This window comes from Bdellovibrio sp. HCB117 (assembly GCF_047305915.1).
Taxonomy (GTDB): Bacteria; Bdellovibrionota; Bdellovibrionia; order Bdellovibrionales; family Bdellovibrionaceae; genus Bdellovibrio; species Bdellovibrio bacteriovorus_B.
This window is the reverse complement of the sequence record NZ_CP178622.1, coordinates 168,527-181,493: the sequence shown is the minus strand read 5'-3', so window position 1 is coordinate 181,493 and position 12,967 is coordinate 168,527. Positions and strand designations below refer to the sequence as shown.

The 12,967-nt window shown below is 45.7% G+C and carries 14 protein-coding genes and 1 other RNA gene; 2 read left to right on the top strand and 13 right to left on the bottom strand.

Features of this window, described 5'->3' with window-relative positions:
* Nucleotides 1-61: 61 nt before the first annotated feature.
* The 6 genes from ACLWBD_RS00930 to ACLWBD_RS00905 form a co-directional block, all read right to left on the bottom strand.
* Complete coding sequence (locus ACLWBD_RS00930; protein WP_063244939.1) at nt 62-997, bottom strand: hypothetical protein; 936 nt, start codon at nt 995-997, stop codon at nt 62-64.
* Nucleotides 981-1,448 carry a hypothetical protein gene (locus tag ACLWBD_RS00925; protein WP_063206029.1) on the bottom strand — a complete coding sequence of 156 codons (468 nt, stop codon included), beginning with the start codon at nt 1,446-1,448 and terminating at the stop codon, nt 981-983. The genes ACLWBD_RS00930 and ACLWBD_RS00925 overlap by 17 nt, the downstream gene beginning before the upstream one ends.
* 13 nt (nt 1,449-1,461) lie before the next feature.
* A complete protein-coding gene (locus ACLWBD_RS00920) occupies nt 1,462-2,505 on the bottom strand; it encodes a rod shape-determining protein (protein WP_015089392.1) in 1,044 nt (347 codons plus the stop codon).
* A gap of 78 nt (nt 2,506-2,583) precedes the next feature.
* Nucleotides 2,584-3,612, bottom strand: coding sequence for a hypothetical protein (locus ACLWBD_RS00915; RefSeq protein ID WP_413569225.1), 1,029 nt, complete (start codon nt 3,610-3,612; stop codon nt 2,584-2,586).
* A 161-nt stretch (nt 3,613-3,773) separates the two neighbouring features.
* Nucleotides 3,774-5,405: a glycerol-3-phosphate dehydrogenase/oxidase gene (locus ACLWBD_RS00910; RefSeq protein ID WP_413569224.1), complete on the bottom strand. Its 1,632-nt coding sequence runs from the start codon at nt 5,403-5,405 to the stop codon at nt 3,774-3,776.
* A 4-nt stretch (nt 5,406-5,409) separates the two neighbouring features.
* The gene (locus ACLWBD_RS00905) at nt 5,410-5,865 is read right to left on the bottom strand and encodes a hypothetical protein (protein WP_063206026.1); all 456 of its coding nucleotides are present in this window, start codon (nt 5,863-5,865) and stop codon (nt 5,410-5,412) included.
* 51 nt (nt 5,866-5,916) lie between these two features.
* On the opposite strand from ACLWBD_RS00905, the gene ACLWBD_RS00900 reads away from it, so the two are divergent.
* Nucleotides 5,917-6,663, top strand: coding sequence for an HAD family hydrolase (locus ACLWBD_RS00900; RefSeq protein ID WP_413569223.1), 747 nt, complete (start codon nt 5,917-5,919; stop codon nt 6,661-6,663).
* 54 nt (nt 6,664-6,717) lie between these two features.
* Here ACLWBD_RS00900 and ACLWBD_RS00895 read toward each other — a convergent pair whose 3' ends face one another.
* The 7 genes from ACLWBD_RS00895 to ACLWBD_RS00865 are packed head-to-tail and all read right to left on the bottom strand — an operon-like array spanning nt 6,718 to nt 12,630.
* Nucleotides 6,718-8,037 (bottom strand): aminopeptidase P family protein, encoded by a 1,320-nt coding sequence (locus tag ACLWBD_RS00895; protein WP_413569222.1) that lies wholly within the window; start codon nt 8,035-8,037, stop codon nt 6,718-6,720.
* 8 nt (nt 8,038-8,045) lie between these two features.
* Complete coding sequence (locus ACLWBD_RS00890; protein ID WP_063206023.1) at nt 8,046-9,029, bottom strand: patatin-like phospholipase family protein; 984 nt, start codon at nt 9,027-9,029, stop codon at nt 8,046-8,048.
* Between the two features lie 43 nt (nt 9,030-9,072).
* Nucleotides 9,073-9,852: a TlyA family RNA methyltransferase gene (locus ACLWBD_RS00885; RefSeq protein ID WP_413569221.1), complete on the bottom strand. Its 780-nt coding sequence runs from the start codon at nt 9,850-9,852 to the stop codon at nt 9,073-9,075.
* A 2-nt stretch (nt 9,853-9,854) separates the two neighbouring features.
* Nucleotides 9,855-10,724 (bottom strand): polyprenyl synthetase family protein, encoded by an 870-nt coding sequence (locus ACLWBD_RS00880; RefSeq protein WP_413569220.1) that lies wholly within the window; start codon nt 10,722-10,724, stop codon nt 9,855-9,857.
* A 2-nt stretch (nt 10,725-10,726) separates the two neighbouring features.
* Nucleotides 10,727-10,951: an exodeoxyribonuclease VII small subunit gene (locus ACLWBD_RS00875; protein WP_063206020.1), complete on the bottom strand. Its 225-nt coding sequence runs from the start codon at nt 10,949-10,951 to the stop codon at nt 10,727-10,729.
* Nucleotides 10,952-12,358, bottom strand: coding sequence for an exodeoxyribonuclease VII large subunit (gene xseA / locus ACLWBD_RS00870; RefSeq protein WP_413569219.1), 1,407 nt, complete (start codon nt 12,356-12,358; stop codon nt 10,952-10,954). It abuts the gene before it with no gap.
* A gap of 53 nt (nt 12,359-12,411) precedes the next feature.
* Nucleotides 12,412-12,630: a hypothetical protein gene (locus ACLWBD_RS00865; RefSeq protein WP_041872473.1), complete on the bottom strand. Its 219-nt coding sequence runs from the start codon at nt 12,628-12,630 to the stop codon at nt 12,412-12,414.
* A gap of 77 nt (nt 12,631-12,707) precedes the next feature.
* Here ACLWBD_RS00865 and ssrS point away from each other — a divergent pair.
* Nucleotides 12,708-12,884, top strand: a non-coding RNA gene (ssrS, locus tag ACLWBD_RS00860) — 6S RNA.
* Nucleotides 12,885-12,967: the final 83 nt, after the last annotated feature.

Below are 12,967 nucleotides of genomic sequence, written 5' to 3'. Positions count from 1 at the left end.
AGAACAAACCAAACGATCAAAATCGTACGTAATGATCTTTTAGGTTTTTTTCTTAAGGTTTTCACTTCTTCGCTTCATCCACAGTAATAATAAGTCGCACGATTCCATCGGGCATCACGCGAGGATGTTTTTCTTTTGAAATCTTAGGCTTTCCGTAAGTACCCAAGAAATTCATCAGATCCTGATATTTTGCTTCAGGAATAGTGAAGTGATAATACATGGAAGTGGCCGTCTTCTTCCAGCCCAGTTCCACGGCCCCGGCTTTACGTCCACCAAGCTCGTTGATCTTGTCTGTGATTTTCGGGCCGATAACTTCGATATTTGTTACTGCAATGTCGCCACGATAAAGAAACCCTCCCCCGGCAGCTGGACTTGTCGCTGCTGAAGATTCCTCTGTGGGAGCTGCTTTTTTTGCCGCCACTGTCGGTGATGGGCTTGTTGTGGGCTTCGCCGTATCTTGAACTGGTGCCGCGGGCGCTGGCGTCGAGTTTTCCTTCACGCCTTCGTCCACAAACTGGGGTTGATCTTCCACTGTTGTAGAAGTTCCCGTTTTTGAGACCTCAGCCAATACAACTTCTTTTGAACCTGTGGTCGTACTTAACTCCATGACTTTCTGCCAAGGAGTGATTGAAAGAAGAACCACGATCCCGACAACAACAACCAAGGCTTCTAAACCCCACTTCAAACCTTGTGGCCACTTATCGAAGTTCGACTTCTGCATAAGAACGGACATATAGCTTGAAGGAGCATTGATTTGCCCAATGATGTGTTGAGAGACGACGGTGTCAGCCAGCTTTTCTGCATACGCCTGACCGTTTTGAATTTTTGTAAGATCTAACTGGGCATCTCGGGAAAATTTAACGTGATCTTCGACCGCCAAACGACGGTCTTTATCTAAGGAGCCGGTAAGATAATCGTAAAGCAGCTCATGCCCAATAAAAGGAGAGATCTCTCTTTTTCCTTTTTTTGAAAGAGGAACATTATTTTCCTGTGCCATGCTTTAACTTACCCACTGCTTGAGTCATGCTTCCCAATTTACGAAGAGCGCGACCTAAACGGTAACGAATCGTTCCCTGAGTGATCCCCAAGCCTTCAGAAATATCATCATCTTCAAGTTTTAGAATTTTAGACCAGATCACTGTCAGCAGCTCATCTTCAGATGCTGATTTTTGAAATTCACGCCATGGACCTAAATCAGTCCCATCAGGAATAAGCCAACCCGATTCAACGGATGTATTAGGACGACCGCGCGCCACGCGGGACTTATATCTATCCCACACGGTTTTCGTAGCAGCCACGATAGCAACAGAGTTTTTTAAGTCGGGATTTCTTTGCTTGCGGGCTCGACCAAGGGCCAGAGCCTGGGACGAAGCCTCTATCGCTTTTTGATCATCGAGCAAAGCAAAGTAGAAAAACAAAGCGATAGATTGTACGTCGGCCTCGGTCATAATTCCTTATATGTTAGTCGACTGTAAGCTGTCTGAGAAGATCAAGCTGGTCGAGAACTTTGCCCGAACCCATTACTACGCAGCTTAAAGGATCTTCTGCGATAGAAACGGGAAGACCTGTTCTTTCTCTTAACAACACATCAAGGTTCGCTAATAGAGCGCCACCACCCGTAAGTACGATACCGTTATCAACGATATCAGAAGCTAATTCCGGCGGAGTTTTTTCAAGCGCTGTACGAACAGCATCAACTACTTCAGACAAAGGATCCATCAAAGCATCGTTCACTTGCGAAGAAGTGATCTCGATAGTTTTTGGAGCACCGGCAACAAGGTCACGACCTTTGATTTCCATCGATTTTTCTTCTTCGAATGGATAAGCGTTACCGATTTGGATTTTAATATTTTCCGCTGTTCTTTCACCGATCAACAAGTTGAACTGGCGACGAACGTAGTTCACGATCGCTTCGTCGAATTTATCGCCCGCAACTTTGATAGATTTACAGTAAACGATACCGCCTAAAGAGATAACAGCAACACCTGTCGTACCGCCACCCATATCCACAACCATGTTTCCAGAGGGTTCTGTGATTGGAAGACCCGCACCGATCGCGGCTGCCATTGGTTCTTCGATCAAATAAACTTCACGAGCTCCTGCGGATTGAGCAGCTTCTTTCACCGCACGTTTTTCCACCTGCGTGATTCCGTAAGGAACGCAGATGATGATACGTGGACGGATGAAAGATTTTTTCTCTCCCAAAGATTTTCCGATGAAGTATTTCAACATGGACTGAGTGACTTCGAAGTCTGCGATAACGCCGTCTTTGATGGGGCGAATTGCAACGATGCTGCCAGGTGTACGACCCAACATATCTTTGGCTTCTTTACCTACCGCTAGAACACGGTTTTGCATTCCGCGATAATTTTTTTGAACCGCAACAACTGAAGGTTCGTCGAGAATAATTCCACGTCCTTTTACGTAAACAAGGGTGTTAGCGGTGCCAAGGTCAATGGCAATATCATTCGAAAAATAATCTTGAACTTTGTCAAAAAAACTCATGCGGACTCTCTCTTTTCATCTCAAGTCTAGGAGCGATGAAAAGCAGAGTCAATGCAGATATTTAGCCCCGACTTGCAGTTATTTTGACGCGGGCGCACATTGAAGAGAGAAGTCGGCACGGGTCTGGCGACCTTGGTAGCGGATTTCCAGACCTTCATTCAGGGACGCTTCGGCCTTGAATGTTTTGTCTATGTCGAGCTCCACAGTTTCAACTTCGATGCGCTCCTCTTCCCCATTGGTAGCGGGTTTCAGCTTCACGACGATGGATCCACTGCGACGGGTACGGAAGATTTCTTTTTGCACAGAACTTACTAAATCCCATGTCAAAAGCTCTTCACGAACTGTCGAGTTGCGATCGTGAGCACCACCCAAACGGAAGGAACACTTCACGGTTCTTAAATCTTTTTTGGCAACGCGGAAAGCTTTGTCAGAGATGCACACCGCATCGACTTCTTTTTCATCCGTAAAATTTGTCACTACCATGCGAAGTGGTGAGCCCATTCCGCCACGAGCAGAAAATGCGTCATCGCCTCTTTGCTGCTGTAACAAAATCTCTGCTTGAGCGGATCGACCACCTTGTGCAGGAGAAACTAAAAATCGCGCGCGGCCATACGAGTTGCTAGAAAAAAGAAGGTCATAAGCTTGAGACTGTCTTCCATTCCAGAACATATCGCGCACACTTTGACGACGTTGAGGATTGAATGGATTCATGTTGTCTAAGAACGTACGGTCCTTCAAGTCCATACCACTGACGATACAACGAGCAGCACTTGTGGGAAGTAAAGTCCCCGCACTGGAAGGCTGAGTGGCTGTACATTGACGGTTGTAGTGTTCAATACGCAATTCACGCGCGCAGTTGTTGTTAAGCGTATCGTTCAATAAAGCATCACAGAATTCTTTTTTTGAAAGAAGCTTGTGTTTTCCTGTTGAACAGCCGTTGAATTTAAATTCGTAAGTCAGCTCTTCATATCCAATAGATGTAGGGGTTGGATTTGTGTTTGGAATAGGCGCCGCTGCCGTGACAACCGGTTGGCCGCCACCGCCATTACCACAGGCACCTAAAACCATCGTAAGCGCAGTCAAAAGCAAAGAATTTTTTAAACTCATCTGACGTCCTCCACCAACGAGCAACGCCGCTTAAAGTTCAAACTTCCTGCCAAGTTAGAATGAAATATAGGGGTACGAGGAACCATGCACTATCAAAAAGTTAGACAGTGCTGACGGCTTAGGCCGTCAGAGGGTAAAAGATACTTGGTGGGTATAGTAGCTTAGAAATGTTTTTTCCATTCAACTTCATGAGCCATGTAGGCCGTGAGGTTGTGCTTTTCTTCATGTAGACGCTGGTCACTCCAGCCTAATTTTTCTTGGAAAACCGCACCGATTTCGTCGAGGTGTTTCACTCCGTGATTGCGATCCGCCAGGAACAACGGAACTCGGCGCGCATAAAAATCACTTAAGTGCAAACACATGGTGGCGTCGATAGCTTGCGCCGCTTCCAGCTGCCAATAGCTATAATTTTCAGAATATTTTTCTAGGATCTCTGCCGCTTCAAGACCATATCTTTCAGTCAATAATTTGATGTCTTCCAAAGGACGAGCGGTTTCTTTTGACCAAGCATCCGCAAGACTTTGCGCCTGATGGAAGGCATCGACACTTGTATAAGAATTTAAAGGTTTCGCCGTATCCGCTTTAGCAAACTTCACACGCTCTTCGAGGGTGAAAGATTCTAAAGCGCGGTCTACCGTCTGTTGGCACATCAAGCGATAGGTTGTGTACTTTCCTCCGGCAACGAAAGTAATTCCTGCATCATCATTCAGAATCGTATGTTCACGACTTGTTTTACCTTCAGATGCAGAGCCGTCTTGAACTAGAGGTCTTACCCCAGCGTAACTTGCAATCACATCGTGCGCGGTGATTTTAGCACCCGGGAAGTAGTGGTCGGTAATAGACAGCAAGTATTTCACATCTTCCGGCGTAGTCGTCACGTTCTCTGGCGATTCTTTAAAGTCTGTGTCGGTAGTTCCTATAATAATCATTTCATGACGAGGAATTCCAAAGACGATGCGATCACTTTTTTCTGCACCCATCACGACGGCACTTGTTAAAGGCAGACGATGTTTCGGCAAAGTTAAGTGAATACCTTTTGTGGGACGAAGAATTTTCTTCCAGTCACGAAGCAGACTTTGTGCCACTTGATCTGTCCAAGGTCCTACACTGCTAATGACGTGACGAGCTTTAATAGAAAACTTATCTTTGCTGACTTGATCTTCACAAGTCACCGCGGTGATTTTACCGTTTTCGTATTGCGCTCCTGTGGCCTTAACGTAGTTGGCACAAAGAGCCCCGTTGTCATTGGCTGAACGCAATGTCTCGTGCACCAAACGGTCATCGTCCATGTAGGCATCTGAATAAATATAAGAACCCAAAAGATTTTCACTGCGGATCGCCGGCATTCTTTCTAAAGAATGTTTTGCATTTAAGCGTTCATGCATTTCGGGAGCTTGAAACAAAGATAAGGCATCGTACAACCACATGCCCATCCCCATCTTTGTCATGCCCACACGACTTTCCTTGTACAAAGGAATCATAAAGCGAAGTGGATGAACTAAGTGAGGCGCCATTTCAAACAAGCGAGTGCGTTCATTCAACGCCTCAAACACCAGTTTGAATTCCATGTTTTCTAAATATCGAATTCCGCCGTGGATGAGTTTGCTGGATTTTGAAGATGTGCCGGATGCGAAGTCGCGGGCTTCAATCAGAGCGACCTTCATTCCGCGAGCCGAGGCATCTCGTGCCACACCGGCGCCGTTAATTCCTCCCCCAATTATTACCAGATCAAATTCCTGAGTCTTCATTTTGTTGATATTCTGGATACGATTGGCGAAGGAAAAATTCTTCATAACTCTATCCCTTTGTCGTCTTGACTGAAAGAGTGCCTGGTTGCCAGCTTTCTGACTTGAAAGCCTTGATGGAGTTTGGAACTCCGTTGTCGTTCGGGAAGTAAACTCTTTGCAAATGTTTTTCGCGACCTAACTTGTAAGCAAGCTCACAAAGCTCGTCACGCGCCTGCAAAGAAGAATACTGAACGTGTTCTACCCATAATGACTGCGTTTGTCCGTCCAAGAATAACAAGGGTTGTGCGATGAAATAACCCATGAGTTTGCCGCTTTCCACATCACGAGCCAGAAAACTCCAACCCAATGGGATGTAGTGATTCAAAGCTTCCACTCGAAACTTCGAGCTCCATCCCGCCATCATGCGTTCCATTTCGTCGGGATAAGCTTCTGTCAGCTTTTTATTTTCGAGATCTAAGATATCTTGTAAATCGTCCGCCTGAATCACACGGCAAAAAAGGCTCATGGCCTGAGGTCTCCTTGTCATTTCACTCTTCCTATTTCATACTAGAAGAATATGAAATACAAAGACTATTCGATCGAGATTTGGAACCGCATAAATACGACACTAGACCAAGTTTTGAAAGAGGATTCTGCACCCGTCGCCGCATTTGATGCCGATGGAACACTGTGGGATATCGACCTGGGAGAAACTTTTTTCCACTATCAAATCGACAACAGACTTGTCGAGCTTCCACCTCATGCCTGGAATCACTATGAATCCATGAAGGCCGAAAATCCACAGAAAGCCTACCTTTGGCTAGCACAAGTCTGCAAGGGTCAGAGACTGGAGCAAGTGCACGAGTGGGCACGCCAAGCCGTGAAGGATCAAGCTCCCCTTCCTGTTTTCTTAGAGCAAAAAAGGTTGATCGATCTGTTTCTTTCTCGCGGCGTAAAAGTTTTTGTCGTCACGGCTTCAGTGAAGTGGGCCGTCGAGCCTGGGGCAGAAATGCTAGGGCTTAAGAAAGATGATGTTATCGGAATTGAAACAACGATTGAAAACGGCTTGATCACCGATACTCAAAAAGGTCTGATCACCTACCGCCAAGGAAAAGTGGATGCTCTCCTTCAACGCACCGGTGGTAAAAAGCCTTTCTTTGCCTCCGGAAATACCATGGGTGATTTCCAACTTCTGCAATCCGCGACACGCCTAAGCTTGGCGGTTAGTGCCGCTTCACGCGACGATAAGCTTTTTAAAACAGAGCATGAATTGCAACAGCATGCTGAAACCAATTCCTGGCTGTCTCACCGATTTGTGGGATAAAAAAAGGCCTCTTGGAAACCAAGAGGCCTTTTTCTTTTTAGTTCGTAATTTTGCCTAAGCTTTCCCAACTACCTTTTCGATGTCTGTGATTTCTTTAGGAACAGATGAAGTCATGTTCTCTGAACCTGTCGACGTCACGCGGATATTATCCTCGATACGAATACCGATGCCACGGTACTTCTGAGGTGCTGATGTATCTTCAGCAGGGATGTAAAGACCCGGCTCAATCGTGAAGCACATATTGGCTTCAATCGGACGAGGCTCTCCTTTTTTGAAGTAAAGGCCTGCATCATGCACGTCAAGACCCAACCAGTGACCGATTCCGTGCGGGTAATACTTCTTTTGAGCCAATGCTTGGATCAAATCCTCTTTGCGACCGGAAAGAAGTCCTAATTCCAACATAAGATCAGTCAACAATGACGTTCCCATCTCGTGAAGATCTTTGAACACGATTCCTGGTTTCACAAAATCGATGATTTGTTTTTGAACTTTCAAAACACCTTCATACACGCGAGCTTGCTCATCTGTGAACTTACCGTTTACGGGATAAGTTCTTGTGATGTCGCCCGTATAGAAATTGTATTCCGCACCGGAATCAATCAACAACAAGTCCCCGTCTTTGCAGACTTGGTCATTGAAGTTGTAGTGCAACGTCGTGGCTGCATTTCCAGAAGCCACGATGTGGTTATAACCTTCACGCGCAGAACCCTTCATAAAGTAATGATGCGCAAGCACACCTTGAACCTGACGTTCTGTTACACCTGGGCGAGTAAAGCGCATCGCCGCCAAGTGACCTTGAGCGCTAATTTCACAAGCCTCACGTAATTGAGTCAGTTCAAACTCACTTTTCACCAAACGCATCTCGCCTAGTAATGTGTCCGCGTCATGGATCGATAACAAACCGTAACCGGTGCGGCCTTGCATTTGTTTTACCGTCTCTAGAACACTTTGCATTTGGTGATCTACTTCCGGGTTTTTGAAAAGACGATAATAAACGCGGTCCACTTCCTTAAGAAGTTGCGGAGCCACTTTCGAAAATTCATCAATAGGATAAGCTTTGTCGATTTTGAATTCGCGCTCACAGCCTTCTGGACCGTAGCGGAAACCATCCCAAGTTTCACGTTCTGGATCACGACGACGAACGAACATCACCGTTTCTGGAACTAAACCCGGGCGTAAAATCATGATAGATTCAGGCTCTTCCCAACCTGTTAGGTAAAAAAGGTTTGAATCTTGGCGATATGGAAAATGCACATCGTGATTGCGAATGTGCTCGGGGTGAGAAGCCACGATCAAAGCACCGCCTTGAATTTCTTGGCCGGCCTTTTTTCTTCTTTCTGCAAAAACGTTCATATCAAAAGTGGGTTTTCTCATACAATCTCCTACAGTCCCCATTTGCGAGTCAGAGTTTTCAATTGGCGAGCAGCTGAATCAGCTCCCTTATTCATGATCTCGCGACGCTTATCAAAATCCATAATACCATAATTGGTTGTGTCTAAGTAAACAACAGTATCCACACCCGCAAAAGGCTTATTATACAGACCTGCAATCTCATTCCATAGGACGTTGTCAGTTGCCGCAGCATCCAATGTATAATTTTTGCCTCCTGGCGGCTGAAGCACGTTTACAAGAACGATGTAGTTGGCCCCTTTACTACGCAGATAATTGGCTAATGCCGTCACATCGCGAACTCCAGAAATATTTTGGGCTTGATACGGCTTAAAGAATGGCGGATAGGCCATGCAAAGGTACATGAGTTGATCTAAGGCACCACGATTCATCAGATAGACTTGATTCTTCTTCATGTTGTAAGAAGGGCAAGCAAAAGGGATGCGGAAGTCTTCGGCCTTAGCCCGATTAAATGCGGTCCCCACAAAATCTTTTAAGATCGTCACATCGGCGTTTTTACTTACCGAACCCAATAAAGACGTTTTAATAACGTCTTCACCTTTGAGCTTAAACATCTGCCATTCAACATCGTTAGCTTGTTCTTTATTCGCGAATAAGGCCGCCATGGGTGCTGCAAACTCAACGCCTCCAATTGCGTGAACAGGAACTTTGGCGCGAGAGAGTTCATGAAGAAATCCAATGTGCGCATAAGTTTTTGCACCACCAGCCCCTAAGATAATTCCAATCTTAGGCATTGTAGGAATAACAGGGGCCGGAGGAGGTGGCGGAGCTGGAACTTCAGCAACTTCCTCGTCATCATCAGATTCAATGGGTGGCGGCTGTGGAGTCGGCTGTTGTGGGGTTTGGCTTGGACGCGGCTGCGGTGGCTTACGCATGTCCTCGCGCGTGCGAATGGACTGACAGCCCACAACAAAGATCAAAGAAGAAATGAAACCTAGAGAGAATATCAATCGCATTGTTTCCCCTTTTTTATTTAAATGATCCTAGCACCCAACTTTGTCAGATTCTATTTAAATGACGACAATAAATGAAGAACTCACGGTTTCCATCTTTGCCTTCGATGGGTGAAGGGAAATAATCCAGGACTTCAAACGAACTTTGTGCGCAAACTTCGCGAATTTTCTTTTCCACTTCGGCATAAAGACTTTCGTCTTTAACTATGCCGCCCTTACCCAAGCCTTCGACGCCCACTTCAAACTGGGGTTTTACTAAGCTCAGCAATGCGCCTTGAGAGTTTAGGAAAGAAGAAAGTTCTGGAATTATCAAGCTGATCGATATGAACGAAACGTCCATCACGATTAGATCAAATTTTTCTTTAGGGACATACTGAAGAACCGAAGTTTCTTTGGAAAGACCACGAGCATTGACGCCCTCGCAGACTTTAAGTTTTGGATTTTTTAAAAGGCTGCTGTGAACTTGTCCGTGTCCGACGTCAACACCAAGGATAAACTTGGCACCCGACTGAAGAAGGCAATCTGTAAATCCCCCCGTCGAAATTCCAACGTCTAAAACATTTAAATCTTTAGTGGAAAGCTTCACATGCTGCAAAGCCCCTTCAAGCTTCAACCCACCTCGAGACACAAATCTATTCGCGGGACCGGCTTCAACGATGACGGAGTTTTCAGTAGAAACAGACTGACTGGCTTTTTTTAAGACGCGTCGTTGAGTTCCCTCAACAAGAAAAACTTGTCCTGCTTCAATCAATTCTTGTGCGTGAGTGCGCGACTGGGCCAATCCCTTTTCAACAAGATAGACATCCAGGCGCTGCTTTTCAGACATGATTACACCTGACGTTTTTGATTAAAGCTGATCAAGTACTCTAACATCGGAGCATCGGCAGATACCTTATGCAATTCTTGCAAAGCGGCTGAACTGACTTCTTGAAGGTAAGATTTCGTACCTTCAAGCCCCAGAATCCCTGTGAAACTGCGGATATCTTGATCCTTTTCCCCATGATCTAAAACGTCATCGGCCACTTGGAAGGCTAAACCTAATCCTTCTCCAAACTTTTTGAGATGTTCAATATCTGAAGGGCGAGCACCTGCTATCACCGCGGCACCTTCGACGGCCACACGGATAAGGGCTCCTGTTTTTAATAAATGCAAATGCGCGATTTCATCTTTCGTCATTTTGCGTGTGCCCGGGCGAAGATCAATCGCTTGACCACCGACCATGCCGCGAATTCCCGCCGCTGAAGAAAGAAGGCGCACTAATTGACCAACCAGAAATGTTGAGTCGCTATACTTGTCTGAAATTAAATAGAAGGCTTCGGTTAAAAGAGCATCACCGGCAAGCAATGCGAAATCTTCGCCATAAACTTTATGATTGGTGGGCTTGCCACGGCGAAGGTCGTCGTTATCCATGCATGGAAGATCGTCATGGATAAGGGAGTAAGTATGAACAAGTTCCACTGCTGTTGCAAAGGGAAGGATCTTCTCTGCAGGACAACCAAAAAGTTCACCGACTAAAACTGAAAGGACGGGACGGAAGCGCTTGCCGCCGTTCGTTGCTGAATACAGCATCGACTTTCTTAGTTCAGCAATGGCAGGTCCGTGGGGAAGATCCATGGACTCAAGATAGCTATCCACATACTGATTCACGGACCGAACACGCGCTGCAATTTCTTGATCTAACTGAATTGCCAAATCCAAGCTTAGTTTTCCTCTGAAGAGAAATCTGTAACAACCGGTTGTCCATCAGCTCCGACAGACATTAAAAGTTTTACTTTGCTTTCAGCCTCATTCAAACGCTGATGGCATTCGCGGGAAAGCTTCACGCCTTCTTCAAAAAGCTTCAAAGAATCTTCCAGCGCAAGATCGCCTTTTTCCATCTTTTGAACGATTTCTTCTAGGCGGTTTAATTTTTTCTCGAAATCCATTTATTCACCTTTCACGCTATCAACGACAGCCGTCAACGAACCCTGTGCCAGGCGTACGTCGATCATATCGCCTTTTTTCACTTGGTTCGCAGATTTAATAACTTCATTATTTTTTGTAACAATCGAGTAGCCACGCTCCACGACTTTCAGCGGACTTAAGCTATCTAGAATACCCATCAGACGTGACATGCGAGCATGTTTTTTCTCAATGGAAAAGAGAAGTGCTTTTTCCGTACGCGCTTTAAGATACTGAAGGTCTTTTCGTTTTTCATCGATCAGATCTTGCGGCGAGCCCAGCTTTTCTGTCAAAAGCTCGACACGGTGAGAACGCTCTTTCAACAAACGATTCATCGCAAATTCCAAGCGATTTAACAAATCATCGTTTCTTAATTCTAAATCTTGCAAACGGCGCTTAGGATCTACCAATCGTTTTGACAGTCCCAACATCTTTTCGCGTAAGTGCTTCATCTTCTTTTCAAAAGACATGTGAAGCATGCGTTCCAATGATTTGACTTTATTCACAAGCTCGCCGGAACTTTTTGCTACAAGCTCTGCCGCTGCTGACGGAGTTGGTGCGCGTAAATCTGCTACAAAATCGGCAATGGTAAAATCGATCTCGTGTCCTACAGCAGAAATAATCGGAATGGAGCTAGAGGCAATAAGACGCGCTAAAGTCTCATCATTGAAGCACCACATGTCTTCTATAGAACCGCCGCCGCGACCAACGATGACCACGTCAACACCTGGAAGCTTCATCGCTTTTTTAAGTGCTTCGCAAATTTGTGGGGCAGCCCCTTCGCCTTGTACTACGGTCGGCACCACAGTGACCTGAATGGATTTTGCACGACGAGATAAGACATTTAAAATATCTCGAATCGCCGCTCCCGTTGGTGAAGTCACAACAGCAATGTGGCGGGGAAATGTCGGAATGGCTTTCTTACGAGAGCTTTCAAAAAGACCCTCGGCCTTAAGTTTCGCCTTCAGTTGCTCAAACGCTTTTTGCAAAGCACCGGCGCCTACGGGCTCCATCATTTCACACATCAGCTGATAGTTCCCGCGAGGTTCGTACACCGTGATACGGCCACGAACGATCACTTCCATACCGTCAGTCGGCTTAAACTTTAAACGAGAATTATGGCCCCGGAACATCACAGCGGTAATCTGCGACTTCGGATCTTTCAGACTGAAATAAAAATGCCCCGAAGAGTGAGCCTTAAAGTTCGAGATCTCGCCCTTCACCCACACCATGCCCACTTGGCCTTCTAGTAACTGCTTGATGTAGACATTCAGTTGTTCAATAGAAAGAATCGAAGGCTCACTGGATTTCGTTAATATATCAGCCGCGCCGAGAGTGGCTTGAGCTGAGACATCCGTTTTGCGAAGAGGTTGATTTGGAGCATCTGACATGGAAGCAGAAGTTAGTCTCCCCCGCTTCTTGAGTCAATACATTGAGAGTCAACTTACAGAGATGAATACCACACGTTTTGTGCGGACCACAGGCCACCGACGAAGAAACACACCCAGCCAAGAGATTTGTGACGAGCAAGATTTTGATACATCTCGCCCATGCGCTCTTGGCCAACCCGCGCCAGGTAAGGGTTTTCCAGCACAAAGACCATTAACAGTCCATAGAAAAAAACGAAGAACGGAAAAATAAAATCGAGCTTTTCTGGTGTCATAAGCAATTTATCGGAGCTTTGCCACAAAGTAAGAGTCCGGTTTAATTGACGGGACGAACTTCCATGATAGAATGTTTTTAAGGGTTCGACGGCGTAAAGCTCATCGAAAATAAACCTTACAAGCATAATCACGGGGACTGTCCCTGACAATGGTGTGCAAGCTCAACTCGTATTGAGAAGCCTAAAGTTGTTACCATGGTCACCCACCTTAGCTATAGAGGTTTAGTTTTCAGAGTGGCCATCGAGCCTTTTTTTATTTTTTCAAGCGTTTCTTCTTGAGACAGTCCTGCAAAAAACTTCGTCAATTTGCGACAAATTTAAAAGAAAATTCCATCTA